18 protein-coding genes and 2 tRNA genes are annotated in these 23,491 nt (G+C 63.7%); 6 read left to right on the forward strand and 14 right to left on the reverse strand.

Annotated features, from left to right (window positions below; genetic code table 11):
* Positions 1-78: 78 nt before the first annotated feature.
* The gene (locus HMPREF1224_RS14710) at positions 79-1,491 is read right to left on the reverse strand and encodes an ATP-binding protein (protein ID WP_003120048.1); all 1,413 of its coding nucleotides are present in this window, start codon (positions 1,489-1,491) and stop codon (positions 79-81) included.
* Between the two features lie 77 nt (positions 1,492-1,568).
* Here HMPREF1224_RS14710 and HMPREF1224_RS14715 point away from each other — a divergent pair, with 77 nt between their 5' ends.
* Positions 1,569-2,912 carry a response regulator c-di-GMP phosphodiesterase, NosR family gene (locus HMPREF1224_RS14715; protein WP_003102481.1) on the forward strand — a complete coding sequence of 448 codons (1,344 nt, stop codon included), beginning with the start codon at positions 1,569-1,571 and terminating at the stop codon, positions 2,910-2,912.
* Between the two features lie 10 nt (positions 2,913-2,922).
* Here the strand turns inward: HMPREF1224_RS14715 and HMPREF1224_RS14720 are convergent, their stop codons facing one another.
* Both HMPREF1224_RS14720 and alkB1 read right to left on the reverse strand, forming a co-directional pair.
* Positions 2,923-4,530, reverse strand: a complete 1,608-nt coding sequence (locus HMPREF1224_RS14720) for a methyl-accepting chemotaxis protein (RefSeq protein ID WP_010793075.1) — start codon at positions 4,528-4,530, stop codon at positions 2,923-2,925.
* 111 nt (positions 4,531-4,641) lie between these two features.
* Positions 4,642-5,790, reverse strand: coding sequence for an alkane 1-monooxygenase AlkB1 (gene alkB1, locus HMPREF1224_RS14725; protein ID WP_003102475.1), 1,149 nt, complete (start codon positions 5,788-5,790; stop codon positions 4,642-4,644).
* Between the two features lie 346 nt (positions 5,791-6,136).
* On the opposite strand from alkB1, the gene HMPREF1224_RS14730 reads away from it, so the two are divergent.
* Positions 6,137-6,739 (forward strand): nitroreductase family protein, encoded by a 603-nt coding sequence (locus HMPREF1224_RS14730; protein ID WP_003113348.1) that lies wholly within the window; start codon positions 6,137-6,139, stop codon positions 6,737-6,739.
* Between the two features lie 62 nt (positions 6,740-6,801).
* Here the strand turns inward: HMPREF1224_RS14730 and HMPREF1224_RS14735 are convergent, their stop codons facing one another.
* Positions 6,802-7,701, reverse strand: a complete 900-nt coding sequence (locus HMPREF1224_RS14735; protein WP_010793076.1) for a DMT family transporter — start codon at positions 7,699-7,701, stop codon at positions 6,802-6,804.
* Between the two features lie 132 nt (positions 7,702-7,833).
* On the opposite strand from HMPREF1224_RS14735, the gene HMPREF1224_RS14740 reads away from it, so the two are divergent.
* Positions 7,834-8,271 carry an Lrp/AsnC family transcriptional regulator gene (locus tag HMPREF1224_RS14740; protein WP_003102469.1) on the forward strand — a complete coding sequence of 146 codons (438 nt, stop codon included), beginning with the start codon at positions 7,834-7,836 and terminating at the stop codon, positions 8,269-8,271.
* Between the two features lie 14 nt (positions 8,272-8,285).
* The gene (locus HMPREF1224_RS14745) at positions 8,286-8,846 is read left to right on the forward strand and encodes a GNAT family N-acetyltransferase (RefSeq protein WP_003115331.1); all 561 of its coding nucleotides are present in this window, start codon (positions 8,286-8,288) and stop codon (positions 8,844-8,846) included.
* Positions 8,847-8,877: 31 nt separating this feature from the next.
* Here HMPREF1224_RS14745 and kynA read toward each other — a convergent pair whose 3' ends face one another.
* Positions 8,878-9,744, reverse strand: a complete 867-nt coding sequence (kynA, locus tag HMPREF1224_RS14750) for a tryptophan 2,3-dioxygenase (RefSeq protein ID WP_010793077.1) — start codon at positions 9,742-9,744, stop codon at positions 8,878-8,880.
* A gap of 324 nt (positions 9,745-10,068) precedes the next feature.
* On the reverse strand, positions 10,069-10,659 hold the full coding sequence (locus HMPREF1224_RS14755) for an NADPH:quinone oxidoreductase MdaB (RefSeq protein WP_003102463.1): 591 nt from the start codon (positions 10,657-10,659) through the stop codon (positions 10,069-10,071).
* 423 nt (positions 10,660-11,082) lie between these two features.
* Between HMPREF1224_RS14755 and HMPREF1224_RS14760 the strand changes: the two genes are divergently transcribed.
* Complete coding sequence (locus HMPREF1224_RS14760; RefSeq protein ID WP_010793078.1) at positions 11,083-12,123, forward strand: hypothetical protein; 1,041 nt, start codon at positions 11,083-11,085, stop codon at positions 12,121-12,123.
* Positions 12,124-12,515: 392 nt separating this feature from the next.
* Here HMPREF1224_RS14760 and HMPREF1224_RS14765 read toward each other — a convergent pair.
* From HMPREF1224_RS14765 to pqsH, 8 genes are all read right to left on the reverse strand, one after another.
* A tRNA-Cys gene (locus HMPREF1224_RS14765) sits at positions 12,516-12,589 on the reverse strand.
* 289 nt (positions 12,590-12,878) lie between these two features.
* On the reverse strand, positions 12,879-13,412 hold the full coding sequence (locus HMPREF1224_RS14770; RefSeq protein WP_003099002.1) for a ProQ/FINO family protein: 534 nt from the start codon (positions 13,410-13,412) through the stop codon (positions 12,879-12,881).
* A gap of 90 nt (positions 13,413-13,502) precedes the next feature.
* On the reverse strand, positions 13,503-16,481 hold the full coding sequence (locus HMPREF1224_RS14775) for an ATP-binding protein (protein ID WP_031628269.1): 2,979 nt from the start codon (positions 16,479-16,481) through the stop codon (positions 13,503-13,505).
* 656 nt (positions 16,482-17,137) lie between these two features.
* Positions 17,138-17,213, reverse strand: a tRNA-Gly gene (locus HMPREF1224_RS14780).
* Positions 17,214-17,281: 68 nt separating this feature from the next.
* Positions 17,282-17,842 (reverse strand): CDP-diacylglycerol--glycerol-3-phosphate 3-phosphatidyltransferase, encoded by a 561-nt coding sequence (gene pgsA / locus HMPREF1224_RS14785; RefSeq protein WP_003090349.1) that lies wholly within the window; start codon positions 17,840-17,842, stop codon positions 17,282-17,284.
* A gap of 33 nt (positions 17,843-17,875) precedes the next feature.
* The gene (uvrC, locus tag HMPREF1224_RS14790; protein WP_003162160.1) at positions 17,876-19,702 is read right to left on the reverse strand and encodes an excinuclease ABC subunit UvrC; all 1,827 of its coding nucleotides are present in this window, start codon (positions 19,700-19,702) and stop codon (positions 17,876-17,878) included.
* Entirely contained in the window at positions 19,703-20,347 is a 645-nt protein-coding gene (gene uvrY / locus HMPREF1224_RS14795) for a response regulator transcription factor GacA (RefSeq protein WP_003090351.1), read from the reverse strand. It abuts the gene before it with no gap.
* A 340-nt stretch (positions 20,348-20,687) separates the two neighbouring features.
* A complete protein-coding gene (gene pqsH / locus HMPREF1224_RS14800) occupies positions 20,688-21,836 on the reverse strand; it encodes a 2-heptyl-3-hydroxy-4(1H)-quinolone synthase (RefSeq protein ID WP_003090354.1) in 1,149 nt (382 codons plus the stop codon).
* A 617-nt stretch (positions 21,837-22,453) separates the two neighbouring features.
* Between pqsH and HMPREF1224_RS14805 the strand changes: the two genes are divergently transcribed.
* On the forward strand, positions 22,454-23,482 hold the full coding sequence (locus tag HMPREF1224_RS14805; protein WP_003097554.1) for an AraC family transcriptional regulator: 1,029 nt from the start codon (positions 22,454-22,456) through the stop codon (positions 23,480-23,482).
* Positions 23,483-23,491: the final 9 nt, after the last annotated feature.

Raw genomic sequence — 23,491 nt, forward strand, 5'->3', positions numbered from 1 at the left:
AAACCGGCATCCCAACCTGAGACCCACCCCAAACGGTAGATAAATCATTGTCTTACGTTACCCTAGCCGGCGCAACAGTTAATTTCCGTGGGCTCCGCCCAGGTTGCCGGGCGATTCCAAGGGAAGCACGATCCGGAAAGCGCTGCCGACTCCCGGCTGGCTGCGTACCTCGATGGTGCCGCCGTGTTTCTGGACGATGCCGTAGGAGAGCGACAACCCCAGGCCGGTCCCCTTGCCTACCGGCTTGGTGGTGAAGAACGGATCGAAGATGCGCGGCAGGATCTCGGGGGAGATGCCCTGCCCCGAGTCTTCCACCTCGATCCAGGCATGCTCCACGGTATGCCCCGTGCGAATCACGATGCGACCCCGCTCCGGCCCCATCGCCTGGGCCGCGTTCATCACCAGGTTCATCACCACCTGGTTGATCTGCGACGGCAGGCACTTCACCTCGGGCAGATCGCCGTATTCGCGGACCACGTCGGCCCGGTACTTCAGTTCGCTGGCGACGATATTGAGGGTCGACTCGATCCCCTGGTGCAGATCGGTCCACTGCCAGTCGTCCTCGGCGTCGACGCGGGAGAAGTTCTTCAGGTCCTGGACGATCTTGCGCACCCGCCCTATACCTTCCCTGGATTCGCGCAGCAACACGGCGACATCCTCCTTGACGAAGGCCAGTTCGACCCGCTCACCGAGCTGCTCCAGGCGTCTTGCCAGCGCCTCGTCGCGGATCGCGGGGCGAGCCTCTTCATAGGCTTCAAGTACCTCCAGCAAACGCCTGACGTGCTCCTCCAGGGTGGTGTAGTTGGAGGAAACGTAGCTGATGGGGTTATTGATCTCATGGGCGACGCCGGCGGCCAGGTGGCCGATCGAGGCAAGCTTCTCCGTCTGCACCAGTTGGCTTTCCAGTTCCTTGCGCTCGCCGATCTCTTTCTCCAGCGCCTCCTTGGCCTGGCCGACTTCCCGGGTGATCTCCTGGATGGCAGCCTCCATCCGGCTCATCTGCAACTGGAGGTGAGCCGTCACGTTCCACTTGGCGCTGAGATTGCCGGCCATCTGGCGGACCTCCTGTCCCTGCAAAGGCAGGCCGAGGAGCAGCAGGCGCTCTTCCGCAGCCCACGGCGCCAATAGCGGAAAATCGGCGGGAGGCGCATGCACCACGACCTGCAAGCGGGAGTCGAGACGCCAGAACCGCTCGAGAACGGGAATATCCGCGCCTACCGACGGCATCCCGAGAAACACCACGGCATACGGCGCATCGGCCTGGAGGGCCGAGCGTATCCGCCCCAATGCCTCCTCGGCGCTTCCCGCCGTATCCACCTGGTAGCCCCGCTCAGGCGCCACGGGAGGCGATTCGGCCCCTAGGGTTCCCTGCAACAACCCGCATACACGGTCTCGATCCGCCTGCCGCTCATCGATCACCAGCAAGCGCCGGTTCCTGATGGGTAACGTCTCCATGATCCGCACCTCCGCTCGCCCAGCCGCCGCGTGCATGCGCCCTCGTCCAGGCCAGACTCGGACTATGCTTGCCTGAAGTATTCAGGCAAAACTCACCCGGTGGACAGACACTCATGAACGATAGCGCACCTCCTTCCAACGAGACGGAGATCCGCTTCAGCGTGCTGCTGGTCGACGACGAGCCGCTGATCCTCAGCAGCCTGCGCCGGCTGCTACGCAACCAGCCCTACGACCTGTTGCTGGCGGAGAGCGGCGAACAGGCCCTGCAACTGCTGGAAAGCCGGCCCGTGGACCTGGTGGTGTCCGACGCCCGCATGCCGAACATGGACGGCGCTGCCCTGCTCGCGGAAATCCATCGCCGCTCCCCGGAAACCATTCGCATCCTGCTCACCGGCCATGCCGACCTGCCAACCATCGCCAAGGCCATCAATGAAGGGCGCATCCACCATTACCTGAGCAAGCCGTGGAACGACGACGAGTTGCTGCTGACCCTGCGCCAGTCGCTCGAATACCTGCATTCCGAGCGCGAGCGGCGGCGCCTGGAGCGACTTACCCAGGAGCAGAACGACCGCCTCCAGCAACTCAACGCCACGCTGGAAAAGCGCGTTCAGGCGCGCACCGCCGAACTGCAGCAGACCGCCGACATGCTCGACCTCGCCTATGAGGAGCTAAAGCGCAGCTACGTGGTCGGCACCGAAGTCTTCTCGCTGCTGGTCAACCAGCGCCTGCCCAAGGACAAGCAGACCAACCAGCAAATCATCGAACTGGTCCGCGCCTGCTGTGCCAGCGGCCTCGTCGACGAATCGGATGGTCGCGACCTGGCGATGGCCGCGGCGCTCTACAACATCGGCAAGCTAAGCTGGAACGACACCCTGCTCAGCTCGCCCTCGGACCTGCTCTATCACCACGACCGCGATCGTTTCCGCGGCTACCCGGAACTCAGCGAGTCGCTGCTGATGTCGCTGGAACCGATGCAGGACGCCGCCCGCCTGATTCGCCATCACCAGGAGCACTGGGACGGCAGCGGCTATCCGGACCACCTCAAGGGCGAGGCCATTCCCCTGGGCTCGCGCCTCTTGAAGCTGGCGGTGGATTTCGTCGAGCTGCAGCGCGGACTGATCCTCGAACGGCGCATGAATCGCGACGAAGCACTGATGTACATCCGCAAATACGCCGGCCGGCTGTACGACCCCGAGCTGATCGAACCGTTCATCCAGGTCTGCGCGACGACCCTTGCCGATGTCACCCTGGCCGATCCGCAAGTCCGTGCCCATGGCACCCGCGACCTGGTTCCGGGCATGGTGCTGGCGCGCAACCTCACCGCCAACAACGGCATGCTGCTGCTCAACGCGGGCAAGGTCCTGAACCTGGCGCTGATCGAGAAGCTGATCGCCTTCGAAGCGATCGAAGGCGCACGCTACACGCTGTTCGTGCGCCTCCCGGAGTCGACGACCTAGGCGGCTCCCGTCAGATCTTGAAGCGCTCCACCGACGAGCGCATGGTCGCTGCAACCTCGTTCAGGCGCCTGGCGGTGGCGGCCATCTCGTGCATCGCCTGGGTGTTCTGCTGCGAACGCTGGGCGATGAGCTCCACGCGCTGGGCGATTTCATCACTGGCGCGCGACTGCTCGCGGATGGTCTGGGAAATCTCATCGACCACCGACGCGGCATGACGGGTTCCATCGAGGATCTCGTTGATCGACACCCCTGCCTGGCGGGCGAACGACACCCCCTCGTTGACCCGGCTCACGCCGGCCTCCATGCTGTTGATCGCTTGCCCCGTGCTGGCGCGGATGCGCTCGATCATCGCGGTGATCTCCTGGGTCGACTGGGTGGTCCGCGCCGCCAGCCCGCGTACCTCGTCGGCGACCACGGCGAAACCGCGCCCGGCCTCTCCGGCCCGCGCCGCCTCGATGGCGGCGTTCAACGCCAGCAGGTTGGTCTGCTCGGCGATCCCCTTGATCACCTGGATGATCGAATGAATCTCGTCCGACGACTGGCCGAGAGCGGTGATGCTGGTGGAGGACTGGTTGACCACGTCGGCGATGCGGCTCATCCCTTCCACCACGTTGAGGATCACCTGCCCGCCACTGCTGGCCAGCTCCTCGGACTTGGCCGAGATCACCCTGGCGTTGTCGGCGTGGTCGGAAATCTGCGAGATATTGGTGATCATCTCTTCCATGCTCGCGGCCATGCTGGTGGCGCTGTCGGCCTGTTGGCTGGCACCGTCGACGATCGACTGCGAGGTCTGGCCGATGGATTGGGAGGTGTCATGGAGCTCTTCGCTTTCCTGGCGGATGATGGTGATCATCTGCCGCAGGTTCTCCTGCATCTCGCCCAAGGCCCGCTGCAACTGTCCGGCCTCATCGTCGCTGTCGACACCGATCGGCTCCTGCAGGTTGCCCTGGGCGATCACCCGGGCCGAGGCGACCAGCTTGCGCAGAGGCTTGAGGACGGCACCCAGCAACTGGCGACAAAGCTGCCCGAGGACCAGGCAGGCGACCAGGATGCCGCCCGCGAGCATCCAGGCGGAATAGCGCATGCTGTCTTCGCGCGCCCGGTTGGTCTGCTCGACGTGTTTCTCGATCAGGCTGCTGAGCGCTTCGTTGCGCCCTTCCAGCTCCTTGAAGGCCTGGACGAACTGCGGCAGCTCGGCCCGTGCCGCCACGGGATCGAGCAACGCCTTGCCGACGATGCTCTCGGCGGCGCCGATGTAGGCTTCCAGGTCGGGCCGCAACTCGACCAGCGCCTGGTGGATGGCGTCGTTGAGAGGCAGCCCCTGGTTCTGCTCGACCACCTTGCGAAACCACTGGCTGTGCTCCTGCAGGTCCTGGCGGACCTGCTCGGCCGCCGCGCCGTCGCCGGGCTGGACCACGAACGCCGCCAGGACGTCGGCGCGCAAGGCGTCGTGCATCATGTCGCCTTCCATGTGGTTGCGCAGCGCATTGACGCTCAGCTCGTTCTCCGACAGCGCCTTGCCCAACCGCAATTGCCCCCAGAAGCCGACCCCGCCTAGCAGCACCACAGCCACGATGCCGATGGCGCCCGAAGCGAGGATTCTCTGCCGAATGTTCATCCCTGGGCTCCTTTCCGTGCCGAGATATCGCTAAGGATAGTCAACCCCAGGCAAGGCGGGATTGCCCGAACGAAGAGCTATTCGGGCACGGAGCGGGGACGCCGGCCATTCTCAGGAAGCTGCCGGCCGCTCGCTCTGTTCGGCCGTCAACTGGAACTCTTCGCCCGCATAGTAGGCCCGCACCTTGGGGTCCATGACCGCCCGCCACAGCGGCGGGATCAGCGCCAGCACCACCATCCCGGCATAACCGCTGGGCATCTGCGGGCTATCGTCATAATGACGGAGGACCTGATAGGGGCGTTTGGCGAAGGCATGATGGTCGGAATGCCGTTGCAGATGGAACAGGACCAGGTTGGTGAAGACGAAGTTGCTGTTCCAGGAGTGGGTATGGTTGGTCCGCTCGTAGCGCCCGTCCTCGCCCTTTCGCCGATGCAGGCCGTAGTGCTCGACGTAGTTGATGATCTCCAGCAGGGTCACCGCGACGAACGCTTGGCCAAGGAAGAAAACCATCCCCAGCCAGCCGAACGCCCAACCGAAACCGACCAGCAACGCCAGGCTCAGCAGGTACCACCAGATCAGTTCGTTCTGCCAGCCGAACACCGGCAGGCCCTTCTTGCGCAGCCGCACCGCTTCAAGGCGCCAGGCGTTGAGGAAGTTGTACTTGTAGGCATGCGGCAGGAACTGGTAGACCGACTGGCCGAAACGCGCCGACGAAGCGTCCTCCGGCGTAGACACATGCACATGGTGGCCGCGCACATGCTCGACCTTGAACCCCGCGTAGCACACGGCGGCCAGCAGAATGCCGCCGGCAGCCTGCTCCAGCGCCGAGTCCTTGTGGATCAGCTCATGGGCGACGACGATCCCCACCGCTCCCATCACCGTGCCCATCGAGAGGATCCAGCCCAACCGGCCGAGCCAGCCCCACTCCTGGAAAGCGACGAACACGCCAGCGGCCCACACCAGCGTACCGATGAGCACCGGCACCGTGGCCAGGGTCAGCAATACGTAATAGCCCTGGCCGAGCAACTGCGGCGTCTGCGTTTCCTCGTCGGGGTTGGCCGGGTCGCGGCCGAACAGCATGTCCAGCAGCGGCCCGATGCCGAATACCGCAATCACCAGGGAAAATGCCCAGAAGGCCGGATGTGCGCTGTCCTGGGCCATCCAGTAGTTGAACGGCATGGACAACGCCAGCAGCAGCCAGAGCCAATAGGCGTACTTCTTGATGGCCAGCATGGTGCTGGGAGAGAAATTTTCAAACATCGTGCGCTCCAGTTTTTGTCCGACAATCCTACAATCGAACCATCACCGAGCCGGGCTGCCAGGTCACCATCACTAAAGGTTGGCCGCCTCCCCGGCCTTCACCCTGCTTGACCTGAATCAAAGGCCAAGTCCTCGCGGTTTTATGCCCATCGACTTTCTCGATATTCCATTTTCATCCGTACTGGCCGTCTCTCGCTGCCGGCCGCGCTGGACCGTGGATACCCGGCTTTCCTGGGGAAGCCGGGTATCCATCGCATCAGCCGATAGGAATCACCGGTTATTTCCCATTGATCTCATCGAGGCCGTCGCTAATATCGAATCCAATTTCCAAACAAGGAGCCTCACGATGTCTGACGCATTCCTCTCCTCCATCAAGAACCGCCGCACCATCTACGCCCTGGACAAGCAACTGCCCGTCTCCCAGGAGAAAATCGTCGAACTGGTCAAGGAGGCCGTCTCGCACAGCCCTTCCGCGTTCAACTCGCAGAGCTCGCGGGTGGTCGTCCTGTTCGGCGCCGAGCACGAGCAGTTCTGGAACATCGCCAAGGACGAGTTGAAGAAGATCGTTCCCGCTGACGCTTTCGCCGCCACCGAAACCAAGCTCAATTCCTTCGCCGCCGGTGCCGGCACCGTACTGTTCTTCGAAGACCAGACGGTAGTGCGCCAGCTTCAGGAGCAGTTCGCCCTCTACGCCGACAACTTCCCGGTGTGGTCGGAGCAGGCCAGCGGCATGGCCCAGTTCGCGGTCTGGACCGCCCTCGCCGAGCACAAGGTCGGCGCCAGCCTGCAGCACTACAACCCGCTGGTAGATGCGCAGACCCACAAGACCTGGAACCTGCCGGAAAGCTGGAAGCTGCGCGCACAGATGCCTTTCGGCGCCATCGCCGCTCCGGCGGGCGAGAAAGCCTTCATCGCCGAAAGCGAACGCTTCAAGGTCTTCGGCAACTGATCGGCCGAGATCGCCGTAGAAAAGCCCCGCCTCGTCGCGGGGCTTTTTCTTTCCCCCGCGCCTCAGCCGCGACGCACCGCCGGCCTCGGCAGGCGCACGCTCCAACCCTGCTGCATGCCCGCCGCGGCGAGCAGGATGGCAGCCACGCCAAGCCACTGGGCCAGGCTCAGGCGATGTTCGAAGACCAGCCAGTCCACCAGGATCGCCGCGACCGGATAGATGAAGGACAAGGCACCGGTCAGCGCCGTCGGCAATTTCTGAATGGCGCCGTAGAGCAGTACGTACATCAGCCCGGTATGGACGATTCCCAGGGTCGCCAGGCTGGCCCAGGGAGCAACGTGCCGGGGCAGTTCGGCAAGGTTCGCCAGCGGTGCGAGCATCAGCACGCCGGTGCCCACCTGGATCAAGGCGATAAGATGCGGCGGCGTGCCTTGCAGGCGCTTCACGATCAGCGCGGCAAAGGCATACAGCAGCGCGGCAGCGAGCGCCAGGAGGATACCGAACAGGTAGTCCCCGCGCGGGGCGTCGCTGTCGCCGTGGGCGCTGACGATCGCCAGCATGCCGGCGAACGAAAGCCCCAGCCAGCCCAGCTTGCGCGCCGTGACCTTCTCGCCGAGAAACACCGCGCCTAGCCCCACCAGCATGAACGGCTGGACGTTGTAGACCGCGGTACCGATGGCGATCGAAGCCCGTGAGTAGGATGCGAACAGCAACACCCAGTTGCCGACGATGAACACCCCGCTGAGGAGCGCCAGCAGGAACGCCTTGCGCCCCAGGCTGCCGCGGCGCAGGAAGCCCAGCGCGGCACAGGCGACCAGCAGCGTGGCGAAACCGAATACGCAGCGCCAGAACACCACGTCCAGCACGGGCTGCCCGGAGAGCAGCACCAGCCAGCCAATGGTGCCGCAGATCAGCATGGCCGAAGTCATTTCCAGCGTACCGCGACGGATCGGATCGTTCATGGGCGCTCTCCCGCAAGACAGGCCTATGATTATCCAAAGTCGTCTTCCAGCCCTCCATCGCATTACTCAGGCAAAAACCCGTGACGACCTTTTTTATCAGGGCTATTTTGAAAAAAAACTTTCGAGGCCGACATGACCGATGACATCGACCAACGCCTGATCAACGCCCTCATGGCTGACTCGCGACTGTCCCTCAAGGCTCTCGCCCAGGTCAGCGGGCTATCGGCCCCGAGCGTCGCCGAACGCCTGCGCAAGCTGGAAGAACGCGGCGTGATCCGCGGCTACACCCTGGATGTCGACCCCCGCTGTTTCGGCTACCAGTTCCAGGCGATCGTGCGCATCCGCCCCCTGCCCGGCAGGCTGCACGAGGTCGAGCGACAGATCCAGGACATCGCCGAGTTCACCGAGTGCGACAAGGTCACCGGTGACGACTGCTTCATCGCCCGCCTCCAGGTTCGTTCGATGGAACAGCTCGACACGCTGCTGGACAGGATCAACGGCTACGCGGAAACCAACACCGCCATCGTCAAGAAGTCCCCGGTTAAACGCCGGCTCCCCCCGATGACCTGAGCGAGGCACTCCGCATGCCCACACCCGGCACGGGTTCCGTCCCGGAATTGCAACTCGTCCCATTCCAGCTGGGACACTTCCCAATCCTGCAACGCTGGTTCGCCACGGAAAAGGAGCTGGTGCAATGGGCCGGCCCCGCCCTGCGGCATCCGCTGAGCCTCGAGCAGATGCATGAAGACCTCGCGGAAAGCCGCCGGCGACCGCCGCTGCGCCTGCTCTGGAGCGCTTGCCGGGATGACCAGGTCATCGGCCATTGCCAGTTGCTGTTCGACCGCCGCAACGGCGTCGTCCGCCTGGCTCGCATAGTCCTGGCGCCAAGCGCGCGCGGCCAGGGCCTGGGGCTACCGATGCTGGAGGCGCTGCTCGCCGAGGCCTTCGCCGACGCCGACATCGAGCGCGTTGAATTGAACGTGTACGACTGGAACGCTGCCGCCCGTCATCTCTATCGACGCGCGGGGTTCCGCGAAGAAGGCTTGCGCCGCTCCGCCACCCGGGTCGGCCGGGAACGCTGGAATGTCGTTCTCATGGGGCTTTTGCGGCAAGAGTGGGCGGCGGGAGGCGCCGGCAACGACTGAGGCGCAGGCGGATGCTGCGCCTCATCCGGTACTACAGGTTGGAACGGAGCCGCCACAGTTCGGGGAAGAGGATGGTATCGAGCATGCTGCGCAGATACCCCACTCCCTCGGTTCCGCCCGTGCCGGGTTTGAAACCGATGATGCGCTCCACCGTGGTCACGTGACGGAAGCGCCACTGGCGGAACGAGTCCTCCAGGTCGATCAGTTTCTCCGCCAGCTGATACAGGTCCCAGTAGCGTTCCGGCGCCTGGTAGACCTGTCGCCACGCCGCCTCCACCGAGGCCTCGTAACAGGTGCCGGCCGCCGCGTCCCGGGCGAGCCGCTCCTGGCTTACCGGCAACCCCTGGGCGGCCATCAGGCGGATCGCTTCGTCGTATAGCGACGGCGTATGCAGGGCCTGCTCCAGGGCCGCCAGCAGCTCGGCACGGTGAGCATGGGGCTTGAGCAGGGTGGCGTTCTTGTTGCCGAGGATGAATTCGATCTCGCGGTACTGGTAGGACTGGAAACCGGAAGACTGGCCCAGGTACGGGCGGATGGTGTTGTACTCGGTCGGCGTCATGGTGGCCAGCACCGCCCAGGCGTGTACCAGCTGGTCGAAGATCCGCGAGACCCTGGCGAGCATTTTCAGCGCCGGACCGAGCTTGCCTGACTTGACGTGCTCCCGGGCGGCCCGCAGTTCGTGGAGCATCAGCTTCATCCATAGCTCCGAGGTCTGGTGCTGGATGATGAACAGCATTTCGTTGTGGTCGGGCGAAAGCGGGAACTGGGCGTCCAGGACCTTGTCCAGCTTCAGGTAATCGCCGTAGCTCATCGCATGGGTGAAGTCCAGGGCGGCGTTATGCCACTCAGCCTCTCCGTCCGCTTCTCCCTGGGCCTGGGAGTGAGGGCAAGGACACATGTGAATCTCCTGAATTCGGCGGCAGGCGTCGGAAGTCGATGAGCGACCTGCCGGCAACGTTGTCGGGGGTGGCTTCGACACGGTCGAAGCGCGCTCATTTTACGATGCGCCCATTCGAATATTCGTGCAAAGCATCCTTTCCTGCCCGTCCCCGATGAAATCTAATTCGACGGATCGATGGAAAAATCGAATTTCGGATCACTCGCGGGTCGTGGCCGAGAAAAGCCCGGATAGCGGATCCGTGACCATTAGGCCTCGTCCCGAGAGCCTGGATTTCGACCCGCCACTCCATCCAGCGAAGCGACACGAGGCCCGCCGTCGAACTCAGCCGGCGCGCCCGAACACCCTGTCCAGGTGCGCCTGGTAGGCAGCGACGGTAGCCGGGACGTCCGGGCGCTTCATCACATCCACCGCGAGGAACGTCGGCAGGCCGGACATGCCGAGGAACTGGTTGGCCTTGTGGAAGGGGAAATACACCACATCCACGCCTTTTCCTTCGAAGAAGTCGCTCGGATCGTCGAACGCCTGCCGTGGTGCATTCCAGGTCGCCGAGATCATGTAGCGCTTGCCCTGCACCAGACCGCCGCTGCCATATTTCTGCGTGCTGTCGGAGCGGGTACGACCGTCGTTGGCATAGAGGCTGCCGTGACCGGCCGTGAAGACTTCGTCGATGTAGCGCTTCACCGTCCACGGGGCGCCCATCCACCAGCCGGGCATCTGGTAGATCACCACGTCGGCCCAGAGGAACTTGTCCACCTCCGTCGGGATGTCATAGCCACCGTCGATGAAGGTCTGGCGCAGGTCGAAGCCACGGCGGTCCAGATGGGCCAGGGCGGTTTCGTGCAGGGTCTGGTTGAGGCGACCGTCGGAATGGGCGAAACGCTTTCCGCCGTTGAGCAGGAGAATGTTTTTCATGGTGTTCCGTACATGCTGGAACCGCAGCGGAGATGCCTGCCGATCCCGGGTTGAAGAGAGCGGCAGGTTAGATAGGCGCAGGGAACGGAAAAAGTCGTACGGCGGTAAAACAGATTTGATCCGCACTCACGAATCGCCAGAAGAGCTGGGATGCGCGTCTTCATTGCGCCCCCACGCAGCCAGCCCTCGATGACCGGCACGAACTCTACCCGCAGCGAGCCATCACCAACGCAGTACGCACTGGCTCGCCAGCATTCGAACGCATGTGAGTACCCAGGATTGCAGCAACAGGCTGTGACGCGCTCGACTCAAACGCTCCTTCCTACGCGCGGGACGAACGCTCCTTGGGAATCCGCAAGGAGTAGATTAGGATTCTTCCCGCACTCGCCTTAAGTCATTGGCCCGTATAGATAAGGATATCTCATGAAAACCATCGCTCGGCGTCTGAGCCCCTTCGCGATCCTGCTCCCGGCAAGCCTGTTGTCAGCCTGCGCCTCCCTAGGCAACGCCGGACTCGGCGGCTCCCAGCAGAACCCCACCAACCAGCTCCTGAACATGATCGATGAGGCTACCCGCGAAGGTATGTCCGTGGTGCTGGTACCGGCACTCATGCCCAACAAGAGCGTGACGGACCTCTCCAGCTACTCGCATCGGGTCATATTCAAGAACAAGGACGTGCCCGGGATCGCCTACATGCAGGCCTTTGCCAACAACGACCTGGAGAAGATCAAGGAAGCCGTCTATCTGTGGGACTTCCTCGAGGTCAACATCGTCCCGCCGGGAACCTACCTGCTGTCCGGAGGGATCGACTACAAGATCGACAGCACCCTTGCCCAGATCAAGGCGCCAAAGGGGCAGCCGGCTGCCAGCCCACTTGGTTCGGTGAACCTGTCCGCCGTGCTGTATCGCCGGTTCGTGAAGGAGAACTACTGGCGCGACGCCTCCTATGCAGACAAAACCTACACACAGAATGTCTGCAGCGCCGTGCACATGGCCTCCGGCCAATGCGTGGGCTGGACCGAGCAGCAATACAGCCAGCGGGAAATGGTCTCGGATGCCGGTTGGGCCGAAGGCACGAAGATCGAGGATGTCCCCTCCATCAAGCTGCAAGCGCAGATACCCGACGCCTATGCCCCGCTGTCCTTCACCATTCAGCCTGGGCAGATCCTGCTCAGCGATCGGTTCCACTTGAAGACCCCGGCCGTGAGCTATGACAGGAAGACCTGCAAGGCCGTGGACACGCAAAACATCAAGTGCGCCTTGCAGGATATCCAGGTCTTCATGAGGCCAGCGCCCATGGAGCTGACGAAAAGGTTCATCGATCGCGAGCAGCCAAGGCTGGATGAAACGGGCCGCCAGGTGCTCGCGCGCATCCAGCCGATGAAAACCGAGATACTCGGCGAAGCAGGCATGGAAGACCTGACCTGGGGCCTGCCGGTTTCCTTGAAACGCAAGACAAGATGAAACGGGCCCTCCGCCGAGCGCCTTCCGCTCGCGGTCGCCACAACGGTTGATCGATAGAGGCCCGGAAGGCAGGCGGCAGGACAGACCGGCTCGGCTGGTCATGTTCGATGACGACCAGCCGATGACCGACCCAGACCGGATCTTGCGTCCAGATAAAAGCCGCGCACGGGGCTGGATTGCAGGCAACGGCCGAAAACGTGACAGGTGCTGGGGTACTCCTCGGACACTCCGGGAAAGTAGTAATTACGGAGCGGCTTATCGGGAGAGGGAGGCGGTTGCGAGGCCGTAAAAGTATGAAAGTGTTATAGGGGCACCCCAAGGAACTTGCTTCAGCAATACCGGACAGGAAAGAAAAAAGCCCCGTAACTCGTTGAGCTACGGGGCTTTCCTGTTGGAGGCTGAGGTCGGAATCGAACCGGCGTTCACGGATTTGCAATCCGGTGCATAACCACTCTGCTACTCAGCCTTTGAGCGAAGCGACATGCGTTTGGCATATCGCTGAAATTTCTTTCCTGGCGCGATTTTGAACTTATAACCCTTTGATTTCAAAAGATTTTTAGCTCACCCATCGCTGGAATGGACGCAATTATGGACGGATTCGCCGAGCTTGGCAAGCGCTCTACGAAAAAAACTTTGCAGATCAGGCTATTGCGTAGCACAAGCCGGGAGAAACGGGCCCAGACGTCCGCGAAATGGGCCCGCAGCGACCGGCAACCGAGGAGCGCGCCAGGATCCGACGCGCCCTGCCCCGGCGATCAGTTCGCCTCGGGGCTCGCTTCAGTTGCGGGCGCTTCAGGCGTCGGCGCCTCCGTGGCGGCCGGCGCTTCGCCACCCGCCTGTGCACGCTTGGCGCGCTTCTCGCGCATCTGCTCGCGCTGCCGGCGAGACGCCTGCCGCCGCGCATACACCGCCTGCTCGGCGGTTACCTTGCCGGCAACCTGGCCTTGCAGATCCAGTCGCGGCGCATCTTCCACCATACAACTCCAGTAGCGGCTGCCCTGGCACCAGGTGGCGATGGCCTGTTTCAGTTGTTCGGCGGTGATTCCCAGTAGCTCGAGATGCTGCTGCGCATCCTGGAGGATGCCCTGCTTGAGCGGAACCTTGGCCGCGGGGCTTTTCGGAAACGCCAGCGGAAAATGCCGTTGCAGCCTCCAGATAGCCTCGACTCCCGGCTCGACGGCTTCACGTTTCTTCGCGCGTCCCGCGGAGCTTTTGGTTTGAGCCGGTTTCGCCTGCGCCGCCTGTGCGCGCAGACGGTCTCTCAGCTCGGCAAGTTGTTCAAAACCCATCGTTCGCTTCACTAGTGCTGGTTCATTTCTGCGAGAGATTACCCGATACATCCGCTCGCGGCACGCAAAACGGCAACCAGTCGGGCACTTTCATTGCGAATCGACGCTCGTAGGCATGAGCGGCTCTCCCCCGTTCAGCGCCCGAGCGAGCTCATCGAGCGTAGTCGGCTTGAACAGGACCCGGTCCATGCCGGCAGCCAGGCAACGCTCCAGCGCATCCTTCTCGGCGCTGGCGGTAAGCGCTGTCACCAAGCAGCAACGCCGACCGCCAAGGGCCTCTTGCGACCGGATCCGTCGCGCCAGCTCGTAGCCATCCATCCGCGGCATCATGCCGTCGGTAATCACGACGTCGAAGTCTTCGCTCTGCCAACGTTCGAATGCTTCCTCGCCATCTTCCGTGGAGGTCACCCGGTGCCCAAGGCTTTCCAATTGCATGGTCAGGGTCAGCCGATTGAACGGATGGTCTTCCGCAAGCAATATCGAGAGCGCCCTTGCCTCTTTCCGCTCCTCGACCTCGGCAACTCCGGAACGCGCTTCGCTGGACTCGCTGGGCGGAGGCTCGGTCAGCGGAAGATCGAACTCGACCGAGAAGCAGGAGCCGTTGCCCAGTTCGCTGCGCAGGCTGATCTGGCCGCCCATCAGGTGCACCAGGCGTCGGCTGATATACAACCCCAGGCCGCTGCCGGACGCCTGGCCAAGCGCAGGCGAGCCGACCTGCGAGAATGGCCGGAACAGCCTGGCCTGGTCCTCCTCCGAAATACCGAGGCCGGTGTCGCTTACCTCGAGCAGCAAATGAAGCCTCTCCGCCTCGCGCCGCCCCACCGCCCGCACCGTTACCCCTCCGCGCTCGGTGAACTTGATGGCATTGCCCAGCAGGTTGAACAACACCTGCTTGAAATGCAGGGGATCCACCAGCACCCATTGCTCGAGATCCCCGTCGAGTTCCAGTGCCAGGGAAAGATTCTTCTGCCGCGTCAGCCCACCAACCAGCGGCAGGATTCCTCTGATCAACTCGCCAGGAAGCACTGGTTCGGGAGCGGAATCGAACCGACCGGATTCGATCCGCGACAAATCGAGAATATTGCCCAGCAGAAGCAGCAACCCCTGGGCCGCCTCTTGGGCAATGCTCAGCGAATCTAGGTCCAACACGCCCTTCTCGCCCTTTTTCAGCACCAGTTCCTGCAGGCCGATGACCGCATTCAATGGCGTACGGATCTCGTGACTCATCGTCGAAAGAAACACGCTCTTGGCACGGTTGGCAGTGTCGGCTTGCTCTTCTGCCTGGCGGGTCTTGCGCACCTGGCGCATCAGGTAGAAACCCCAGATGAGGGAGATGGAAATCAGTACGCCGAACAATCCGCCGATCTGCAGAATCTTGCTCCGGTGATCGCGCCAGAAGTCCGCCCCTCCCTTGGCGAAGCGAGGCTCCCAGCGGTGGAGGATTTCCGCCACTTCTTCCGGAGCGATCGCCAGCTGCGCCTTCTCCAGGATGCCCTGCAGCTCCGGCTGGTTCCTCGCCACGCCGATGCTGATCGGGATGGAGAGGTCATCGAGGATACCGACGACCTGGATCCGGTTGTCGAAATGCTGGGCGGACAGATAGCGACCGGTATAGTCGCTGCTGATGGCGGCCTCGCTCTGGCCGGCGTCTACGCTGCGCATGGCGGCGAGGAAGGTCGGATAGACCTGGAGCTTGATCTCCGGGTGTTCGCGTCGAATGAAGTCGTTGAGAAAATAGCCAATCGTCGTCGCCAATCGCTTGCCCGCCAGGTCCGCGAGGCCATGGACACGCCCCACCCTTTCATCCCGGCCACCCTGGCGGGCGCCCATCAGCACCGTGGCGCTGCGTAGATAGGGCGTCAGCACTTCGAGGCCGGAATCGAAGCGCTCCGACGAAGGCATGGTCGGCGTAACCAGTGCCTCCTCCGCATCCAGTCGACTTTTCGTCTCGACGAAGTTGCGTGCTCCAGTGAAGGAAAACCGCAGGCCACTGCGCTTGCCGATCAGGTCCAGATAGTCACGCCCGATACCACTCAGCCTCCCCTCGTTATCCAGTTGCCCGAGCGCGCCAAGGGAATGGTTGATCACCACCGGCACGACCGGGTGCGCGGAGAGCCAACGCTGCTCCGCCGGCGACAGCGTCACCCGGGGCTCGTCGAAGCGCAGGCGCCGCCCGGCGCTCCAGCTGCGCAACAGTTCGTCGCCGTAGCGCCCGCTAATATGCGGCAGGGCGCGATCGATGAGCGCGAGCAGAGGTTCGTCACCTGGCCGGAGCAGGAAACGGAAACCCTGGCTGTCGATGGGTGCGAAGTTCTCGATGCGCAAGTTCAGCAGGTAATGGGTCTGGATGAGGTAGTGCGTGGAAACTGCGTCCCCCAGCACGCCATCGACATCCCCCATGCTCAGCGCTTCCAGGGCAAGCTGCGGCGAGTCGAACCAGATGATCCTGCTGTGCGGATAGGCAGCTTTGATACGTTCGGCGGGAAGATAGCCCTTGACCGTGGCCAGCCAGGACTCCGCCTGCGAATCGAACGGGGCACCGCTGGAAGACACCAGTACCGGCCGGTCGGAAAGATACGCAGCGGATGCCAGCAAGCCGTGTTGTCGGGCCTCGACCTCGCTACCGACGCCAAGCAGGTCGATCTCCCCTTGCGACAACGCGTCGATTGCCGCCTGCCGCGACGGAAAGTCCCTGACGCGCAACGGCCGCTCGAACACCAGGGCCAGGTAATCGGCCGTGAAGCCCTTGTAGGAGCCTGCGTAGAAGATGGACAACGGCGGATAGTCGGGGGAAACCACGCCTACCGTCAGCGGCTCCCGTGCATCCAGCCACTGCCTGGCTCGTTTATCGAGCCAGGGACGCATCGTTGTCGTCGTACGCCCATCCGGCAGGATGGATTCGGCTTCGACGGGCAGCGGCTGCAGAGCGATCAGCAACAGGCAAAAGACCGCGGACAGCAACGACCTTGTCAGCATGTCGAGTCTACGATGGCAAAGTTCTCCGGCCGGACAGAAAGCAGCGCATCCGCGACCCGGAGCCTGCGGATACATCGGCAACGATGCCGCCATGTTAGCAGGTAGATGGATACTTTTCCCAGGAACCCACGCCTGTCGACACTCGCTCTGGCAGCCGCCTTATGCCCGGCTCGCGAAAACCCTCGACTCTTTCGCGTCGCCGGCTAGATCGATGAAGCCGCTTGCGATGACGTGCGCCCTGGCCGTGGCATGCCTGCACTCGAAAGCCCAGTTCGAGCCGCACATCGCCAAGGGCAACCTGGTAGCATGCTGGAAGGCTGGTGCGATCCATTCCCGGGCTATTACCTCTATCACCCAAGTCAGAGGCAACCTTCGCCGACCTTCTCAGTGGCCGTCGAAGCGCTGCGATACCGAAGCGCTGGCCTTGGGACGGCTCGGTCGAACGTGGCAGCCAAAGCAACAGGCGCACGAAGGCGGTCCAAGGTGCAATGAATCGAGCCCCCCCTGGAGTGCGACAGCCACACTTCTGATGTGCCGAGGCAGCATCTTGCGGCAAGCCGCCTCGCTGGCGAGACGAAGGGCTTCGCGAAACGTACGGCCCCGGTCGCCGGGAAAGCGGCAAGGAGAACCGCCCCTCGGCGCGGACGTTCCACGAACGGGTACGGGACTTGGAGGCGGAACGAAAAAAGGGCCCGAAGGCCCTTTCTCAATGATCTACAGACTTCATTGGAACTCTATAGATCTATATTTGGAGCGGGAAACGAGACTCGAACTCGCGACCCCGACCTTGGCAAGGTCGTGCTCTACCAACTGAGCTATTCCCGCATCGTCTTGGTGACGGGCGCCATTGTATAGCATCGCGGCGCCGTGTCAACTCCTTGATTCAAAAAAGTTTATTTCTCTTTCGGGGTGGTCGACAGATGCGGCCACGCGGCCAGCAGGTAGTGCACCATGGACCACAGGGTCAGCGCCGCGGAGATGATCAGCAGCACGTAGCCGAGAATCACCCAGAAGGTCATCAGCGGCGGATTCGCCAGGAGAATGACCAGCGCCAGCATCTGCGCCGCGGTCTTCCACTTGCCCAGGTTGGACACCGCGACCTGCGCCCTCGCCCCCAGTTCGGCCATCCACTCACGCAAGGCGGAAACCACGATCTCGCGGCCGATGATGATCACCGCCGGCAGGGTCAGCCACAGGTTGGCGTGCTCTTCCACCAGCAAGACCAGCGCAACCGCCACCATCAGCTTGTCCGCGACCGGGTCGAGGAAGGCGCCGAACGGCGTGCTCTGGCCGAGGCGCCGGGCGAGGTAGCCGTCCAGCCAGTCGGTGGCGGCGGCCAGGGCGAACACGGCACTGGCGGTCAGGTAGCTCCAGGACGTCGGCAGATAGAACAGCAGAATGAAGATCGGAATGAGCAGGACGCGCAGTAACGTGAGCAGATTGGGGATATTCATCGGACCATCTAGGCTGCGAGGTGAGCCGGCATTCTACTCGCTGTGCAGGACGGCATAAATCTGCTCGGCAAGCTTTTTACTGATACCGGGGGCTTTGGCCAGTTCATCGATACTCGCCCGCGACAATTCCTGCAACCCACCGAAATGCTTGAGCAGGTCGCGCCGACGTTTCGGGCCGACGCCAGGGACGTCCTCCAGCGTCGACGTCCGCCGTGCCTTGCCGCGCCGCGCACGGTGGCCGGTGATGGCGAAACGGTGCGCTTCGTCACGTATCTGCTGGATCAGGTGCAGCGCCGGCGAATCGGCCGGCAGGGTGAACTCGTGGGAGGCATCGTTCAGGTAGAGGGTTTCCAGCCCCGGCTTGCGGGTCACGCCCTTGGCCACGCCGAGCAGGATCAGACCGGCGACCGCCAGTTCCTGGAGCACCTCCTGGGCCATGGCCAATTGCCCCTTGCCGCCATCCACCAGGAGAATGTCGGGCATCTTCCCCTCGCCGTCCTTCAGGCGACTGAAGCGGCGGGTCAGCGCCTGGTGCATCGCCGCGTAGTCGTCGCCGGCCGTGACGCCTTCGATGTTGTAGCGGCGATAGTCCGACTTCAGCGGCCCTTCCGGGCCGAACACCACGCAGGAAGCCACGGTGGCCTCGCCGCTGGAGTGACTGATATCGAAGCACTCCAGGCGTTGCGGCGGCTCCGCCAGGTCGAGCGCCTCGGCAAGGGCTTCGAAGCGTGCCGCCACATGCTGGCGGTTGGCCAGGCGTGCGCCCAGGGCCTGTTCGGCGTTGGTCACCGCCAGTTGCTGCCAGCGTGCGCGGGTACCACGCACCCGGTAGCTGATCTCCAGTTCGCGGCCTCGCGCTTCGGCGATCGCCGAAACCAGCACCGGGAAATCCTCGTGCGTCACGTTGACGATCAACTCCGCCGGCAGGTCGCGCTCCTGGTGGCTGAGATAGTACTGGCCAAGGAACGCCAGCAGCACTTCGCCCACCTCCTCCTCGATCGCGACCTGCGGGAAGAAGTTCTTGCTGCCCAGCACCCGCCCGCCGCGTACGCTGATCAGGTGTACGCAAGCGCCGCCAGGGGTGACGATGGCGGCGACGATGTCGACGTCGCCGTTGCCACCTTCCATGCTCTGCTGGTCCTGGACCCGCCGCAGGATCGCCACCTGGTCGCGCAACTCCGCCGCCTTCTCGAAGTCCAGGCGCATCGCAGCCTGCTCCATGCCGACGTTCAGCTCGTCGGCCAGCGCGTTGCTCTTTCCTTCGAGGAACATCACCGAGTGGCGCACGTCCTCGGCGTACTCCTCAGGACTGACCAGCCCCACGCAGGGCCCCTTGCAGCGCTTGATCTGGTATTGCAGGCAGGGCCGCGTACGGTTGCGGAAATAGCTGTCCTCGCACTGGCGGACGAGAAACGCCTTCTGCAGCAGGTTGAGGCTCTCGCGGATCGCTCCCGCGCTCGGATAGGGACCGAAGTAACGCCCCTTGCGCTTCTTCGCGCCACGGTGCAGGGACAGCCGCGGATACTCGTCCTCGCTGGAGAGGAACACGAAGGGATAGGACTTGTCGTCCCGCAGCAGGATGTTGTAGGGCGGCCGCCACTCCTTGATCAGCGTCTGCTCCAGCAGCAACGCCTCGGTTTCATTGGCGGTGATGGTGGTTTCCACCTGGGCGATCCGCGCCACCAGCGCAGCGGTCTTCGGCGCCAGGCCGGACTTGCGGAAATAGCTGGCCAGGCGCTTCTTCAGGCTCTTCGCCTTGCCCACGTAGAGAAGCTTGGCGTCCGCATCGAACATGCGGTAGACGCCCGGACGATTGCTGCAGGTAGCGAGGAAAGCGCTTGCGTCGAAAACGGCGCTCATCTAGCTGGCGGCATCGACCATGCCGTGGCGGACGGCGAGCAGCGCCAGCTCCACGTCGCTGGTGATCGAGAGCTTCTCGAAGATGCGGTAGCGATAGGTATTCACGGTCTTCGGCGACAGGCACAGCTTGTCGGAGATGCTCTGCACCTTGTGGCAGTTGGCGATCATCAGGGCGATCTGGATCTCGCGCTCGGACAGCGAATCGAAGGGGGAATCGTGCTGCTGCGGCTGGAAGGACTTCAGCGCCAGTTGCTGGGCGATCTGCGGGCTGATATAGCGCTGGCCGGCGAAGACCTGGCGAATCGCCTGGACCATTTCCTCCAGCCCCGCGCCCTTGGTCATGTAGCCGGCGGCGCCGGCCTGCATGAGGCGGGTGGGGAACGGATCCTCTTCGCAGACGGTGACTACCACGACCTTGATGTCGGGCTGGCTGCGCAGCAGCTTGCGGGTTGCCTCCAGGCCGCCGATACCGGGCATCTTCACGTCCATCAGGACGACATCCGGCTTCAGTTCGCGGGCCAGTTTCAGACAGTCTTCACCGCAGTCGGCCTGGCCGACCACTTGCAAGCCTTCGATGTCGGCCAGCATGCGGGTAATACCGGTGCGTACCAGATCGTGGTCGTCGACCACCAGCACCTTAATCACGCTGCACCTCGTCGCGCATTAGCAGACAACCGCCCACACGGGCCCCCAGGAGATTTCGGCAACCTTAACAGAAAGCCATCCCATGACCTAGCTTGGCGCAAAGGCGTCATAAATCAAGCGTCATGGAAACATCATTCGACGGCATCGAACGGGCGCTGCGAAGTATACCGCCAGCCCCCGGCGAGCGGCAGACCGGATCGCAGCAAAAACCGGCGAACCTGTGGAGAGCCCAGCGACGCCGGGCCTGGTAAAGCGCAAGCGCCCTGGTTGCCCGGGACTTCTCCATAGCGACCATCGCCGAAGTCGAAACAGGCGACCAAGACGCCACTGGCACCGGCGGCTACTGTGCGGCCATCTCACCGACACCGGTGAAAAGACGCTGGTGGAGGCGCCTGCGACTGGCATTCGGCACCAGGCGAACGAGGGTATTCCTCAGCCAGACGCTCCAGGGCGATTCCCACTGACCAAGGCGGCCGACGATCCAGGATTGCTTCCTGATGAACTCGATCCGCGCCTCGCGTTGCTGCTGGAACAGGATCAGCGTCTCGGCGCGCGGCGCCAGACACCACAGGCGCGCCAGCAGGAAGGCGTCCTCCAGGGCCATGGCCGCGCCCTGCCCCAGGTTCGGCGTCATGGCGTGTGCGGCGTCACCGATCAGCACTACCCGTCCGCGGCACCAGGAGGCGCCGGCCAACTCCTCGAGGTCGTTGTGCACCAGCGTGGTGGCGCTCGGTATGAGCCGGGCGATGCTCGCGCCGATGCCGTCGAAGTCCGCGTAGTGGGCGGCCAGCCGTTGCGGGGTTACGAAGCCCTCCTCGTCCTCGGGCTCCTCCCGGCGCACCTTCAGGGTCGCGTAGACATACATCTCGCGCGGGCTGATCTGGATGAAGCCGAGGCGCTTGCCGTGCCCCCAGACCTCTCCCGCCAGCTCGGCGTCCTCCAGCCGATGGGGAACGACCAGGCGCCAGCAGGTTTCGCCGGAATGACGCAAGGTCGCCTCCGGCCAGACATAACGTCGCACGCTCGAACGAATGCCATCCGCACCGACCACCAGCGAACAGTCGTGGACAGTGCCGTCGCTCAGGGTCACGCGTTCGTGGTCGAGTCCGTCGAGGATCTGCACGATGGAGACCCCGACCCGAATGCGCGACTCATCCAGCCCCTCCAGTAGCGCCGCATGCAGTTCGTGGCGCTGCAACGCCAGGCCGCCGCGGGAATTCCCACCCAGACTGGAAGGCATCGACATCAGCATCGAACCGTCGTGGGCGTATACGTTGATGCCGGCCAACGGCATGCCACGGCGGAACAGCCGGTCGAGATCCAGGGTGCTGGACAACGCCGTCAACGCATTGCTCGCCAGGGTGATGCCGGTACCGATGGGCCTGATCTCGCTGGCCCGCTCGACCAGCAGCCAGTCGATGCCTGCCTTGGTGAATTCGCGCGCCAGCGCCAGGCCGGCGATCCCGGCCCCCTGGATAAGAACGGTCATCCGTTGCTCCTTAGCAGCGGCATCCGTCGCGACTTCGCGCGGTCGCGACAGGCCTGCCCGAGACGATGAAAATGTCCATCCTAGCCGCCCCGGACAGCCCACCGACCCTATCAGAAGATCGAGTTGACCCTGCTCGCCGACACCTCGCCGCTCGCTTTTCCTGTCCTCCAGGCCACCGGGAGTCCGGCGCGCCGGGAAGGCAAGCGAGGCCCGGGCACGGCACGCGTGGCCGGAAATCCCCGCTAGCCGCCGCCCGCCGCGGCGCTACGGTTTTCCTTGGCCAGCGGCCTCCCGAGCGCCGGCAAGCGGCGATGGCGCCTGAAGCTCAGGGCAACCGGCCCGCGCCACCACCGCCCACGACGATCATCCAGGCGCAGCCACCCCGGCGAGAGTGGCCGGGACGGCAGTGCTCAGCCGGGCCACGGCAAGCATGCACGACCGATCGGCACGGCGTCGCGGAGGCGCGGCTATACGCAGACCCCGCTCCTGTCAACCCCTTACGCAAGGTAGTGATTGCCGGAAGCCCAGCGTACGAAAATCAACCGAAACGACATCCGCATGGAATAACGAAGCCCTGACGCCTTCAGGGCGATAGCATCGCGTGCAAGAGGTAACCGATGAGCCCGTCCGAAAACATCCAGTACGATTTCGAGTGGCGACCACTCAACAACTACCTCGCCGTGCAACGCATCACGCCTCCGGACATGCGTCAGGGTTCGGCTGCCGAGCCGCGCCTGCCCAGCGAAGCGCTCTACGAGTGGATCGTGCTGAACGGACGCTCCCCCCTGGAAGGCCTGAGCCTGGGGGAGCACTACCGCCTTTCCGACTACGGCGTCGCCGGGCTGGCATTGCAGAGTGCCGGCACCGTGGGCGAAGCCTTGCAACTGATCAAGACCAACATGCTGCTGTTCCGCAAGGATATCCGCGGGATCGCGGTGCGACGTTCCAGTTGCGACACCGTGGATGTGGATATCGACCTGCAGGACAAGCCGGACTGGCCGCAGTCGGCCCGGCTGTATCACGCCAACGTCCTGGCGTCGGCCGCCTACGCGGTGTTCCGCGACCTGCTGCTGGGCGAGCTGGAACTGGTCCGCCTGCGCCTCCCGGAAAGGAACGGCGACGTGCGGGCATACGAGGAGTATTTCCGGGTGCCGGTGTATTTCGCCGGCGCAGGCATCACCTTCACCCTCCCCGAGGAATTGCTCGAGGCCGAGATCGCCACTGCCAACTCCGCCGTGTTCCAGGCCTCGCTGGCGCTCGGCAGCAAGGCCTTCAACACCCGCGTCACCCGCGAGATGGGCGGCTACCGCCAACGCATCGTGGCACTGCTGGAGGTGCTACAGGACCGCTACCCGAGCATCGCCTGGGTCGCCCGGCAGTTGAAGGTCACCGAGCGGACGCTGCGCCGACGGCTCGCCGACGAGGGCACCAACTACCGGGAAGTGCTCGACCTGGTCCGCCACGACAGGGCGCGCCAACTGCTGCGGGACGAGCGACTGCGCATCGAGGAAGTCGCCGAGAGGCTGGGCTACATGGATACCTCCAGTTTTCGCCACGCCTTCCGTCGCTGGACGGGACAGTGTGCCAACGACTATCGCCAGGCCCGCCTCGCCGGCAAGACCGCGCGGCGCCAGGGCGAACGCTAGCCGGCATGA

It is taken from the genome of Pseudomonas sp. P179 (assembly GCF_000478485.2).
In the GTDB taxonomy this organism is placed as follows: domain Bacteria; phylum Pseudomonadota; class Gammaproteobacteria; order Pseudomonadales; family Pseudomonadaceae; genus Pseudomonas; species Pseudomonas aeruginosa.